This is a genomic window from Winogradskyella ouciana (assembly GCF_009709615.1).
Lineage (GTDB): Bacteria > Bacteroidota > Bacteroidia > Flavobacteriales > Flavobacteriaceae > Winogradskyella > Winogradskyella ouciana.
Genome location: NZ_WJYA01000262.1, coordinates 1 through 245, shown reverse-complemented (window position 1 = coordinate 245; position 245 = coordinate 1). Strand labels below are relative to the sequence as shown.

General features: G+C 68.6%; 1 protein-coding gene. It reads right to left on the bottom strand.

What is annotated here, in order from left to right:
• Positions 1 to 159: hypothetical protein (locus F1003_RS19115; protein WP_497986939.1), on the bottom strand; the 159-nt coding region annotated here is incomplete at its 3' end.
• Positions 160 to 245: the final 86 nt, after the last annotated feature.

The window sequence follows — 245 nt, the reverse complement described above, 5'->3', positions numbered from 1 at the left end:
CCCGGTCGCGAAATACGCGAGGAACGCTGACCGCCACCGGCGCAGGGTGCGACCGAGGCGCGCGATCTCCGGGATCGCGCAGGTGTGGAATGTCTCGGCGACTCGCTCCGCGATTCGGCGGCCCTCGGCGAGATCGTTCGCGTGGTAGGCGGATCGCAGTTGCTACGCGCACTGCCACGCAACGAACACCTCGTCGTGCGCAGGATCTGCCTCGATCGCCGCGGCCAGCCTGACTCGCTGCTTGT